The sequence below is a fragment of the Shewanella sp. KT0246 genome, assembly GCF_019654955.1.
Lineage (GTDB): Bacteria > Pseudomonadota > Gammaproteobacteria > Enterobacterales > Shewanellaceae > Shewanella > Shewanella goraebulensis.
Window position 1 is genome coordinate 1 of sequence record NZ_BPEV01000167.1, and the last position, 359, is coordinate 359.

The 359-nt window shown below is 42.3% G+C and carries 1 protein-coding gene; it reads left to right on the forward strand.

The window, feature by feature from the left end:
* The coding region (locus K5Q58_RS20995; RefSeq protein WP_220755763.1) for a DDE-type integrase/transposase/recombinase at window positions 1–359 on the forward strand (359 nt) is incomplete at both ends.

Sequence of the window (359 nt, forward strand, 5' to 3'; positions counted from 1 at the left end):
GACATACAGTAAACCAGCGAAAGTAAAGTTCTTCTATAAAGCGATTGAAAATAAGCGTAAAGGTTTGGCCAAAGCGACAGGTATGAATCAACAATGGTCAGGAGATATTACGTATTTAAAAGTAGGGGCTAGGTGGCATTATTTAGCCGTTGTCATCGACTTGTATTCCCGCCGAGTCATAGGCTGGGCATTTGGAAAGAACAAAACAACAGAGTTGACTTTAAAGGCCTTGAAGCTCGCAATAAGAAAGCGTAAACCCAGCGAGACTGTTCTGTTTCACACCGATAGAGGGGCAGAATACAGAGCTCATGTGGTTCAACAGTATTTAGCGTGTCACAACATTAAAGCCAGCATGAACA